1 rRNA gene is annotated in these 1,483 nt (G+C 53.6%); it reads left to right on the top strand.

The features are described from left to right. Nucleotides 1-1,371: ribosomal RNA gene (locus H7T88_RS17805) — 23S ribosomal RNA — on the top strand; the annotation flags it as partial. Between the last annotated feature and the right edge of the window lie 112 nt (nt 1,372-1,483).

Below are 1,483 nucleotides of genomic sequence, written 5' to 3'. Positions count from 1 at the left end.
TAAGGCTGAGCTGTGATGGGGAGTGAAAATTACAGTAGCGAAGGTCATGATCTCACACTGCCAAGAAAAGCCTCTAGCCAGATGAAGGTGCCCGTACCGCAAACCGACACAGGTAGGCGAGAAGAGAATTCTAAGGCGCGCGGAAGAACTCTCGTTAAGGAACTCGGCAAAATGACCCCGTAACTTCGGGAGAAGGGGTGCCCCGGTAGTGTGAATAGCACGAGGGGGCCGCAGTGAAAAGGCCCAAGCGACTGTTTAGCAAAAACACAGGTCTGTGCGAAGCCGTAAGGCGAAGTATACGGGCTGACGCCTGCCCGGTGCTGGAAGGTTAAGGGGAGTGGTTAGGAGCAATCCGAAGCTGTGAACCGAAGCCCCAGTAAACGGCGGCCGTAACTATAACGGTCCTAAGGTAGCGAAATTCCTTGTCAGGTAAATTCTGACCCGCACGAATGGCGTAACGACTTGGGCGCTGTCTCAACGAGAGATCCGGTGAAATTTTAATACCTGTGAAGATGCAGGTTACCCGCGACAAGACGGAAAGACCCCATGGAGCTTTACTGCAGCTTGATATTGAATTTGGGTACGATCTGTACAGGATAGGTGGGAGCCTTTGAAGCGTGAGCGCCAGCTTGCGTGGAGGCACCGTTGGGATACCACCCTGATCGTATCTAGGTTCTAACCTGGTACCGTAATCCGGTGCGGGGACAGTGTCAGGTGGGCAGTTTGACTGGGGCGGTCGCCTCCTAAAGAGTAACGGAGGCGCCCAAAGGTTCCCTCAGAATGGTTGGAAATCATTCGAAGAGTGCAAAGGCATAAGGGAGCTTGACTGCGAGACCTACAAGTCGAGCAGGGACGAAAGTCGGGCTTAGTGATCCGGTGGTACCGCATGGAAGGGCCATCGCTCAACGGATAAAAGCTACCCTGGGGATAACAGGCTTATCTCCCCCAAGAGTCCACATCGACGGGGAGGTTTGGCACCTCGATGTCGGCTCATCGCATCCTGGGGCTGAAGTAGGTCCCAAGGGTTGGGCTGTTCGCCCATTAAAGCGGTACGCGAGCTGGGTTCAGAACGTCGTGAGACAGTTCGGTCCCTATCTGTCGTGGGCGTAGGAAATTTGAGAGGAGCTGTCCTTAGTACGAGAGGACCGGGATGGACGTACCGCTGGTGTACCAGTTGTTCCGCCAGGAGCACCGCTGGGTAGCTATGTACGGACGGGATAAGCGCTGAAAGCATCTAAGCGTGAAGCCCCCCTCAAGATGAGATTTCCCAGTATGTAAGACCCCTTGAAGACGACGAGGTAGATAGGCTGGGGGTGGAAGTGCAGTAATGCATGGAGCTGACCAGTACTAATCGGTCGAGGGCTTATCCAATAGCAAGTTTTAAATCGCGTACGTTTCGTTTCGAATCTAGTTTTCAGAGAACAACACTCTGAATATGCGCTGAACCATTCATCCACACCGCTGTGATGGACCGAATGGAACG

It is taken from the genome of Paenibacillus cucumis (ex Kampfer et al. 2016), from assembly GCF_019748695.1.
Taxonomy (GTDB): Bacteria; Bacillota; Bacilli; order Paenibacillales; family Paenibacillaceae; genus Paenibacillus; species Paenibacillus polysaccharolyticus.
The sequence above is the reverse complement of the archived record's forward strand: the minus strand, read 5'-3'. Positions and strand labels throughout refer to the sequence as shown.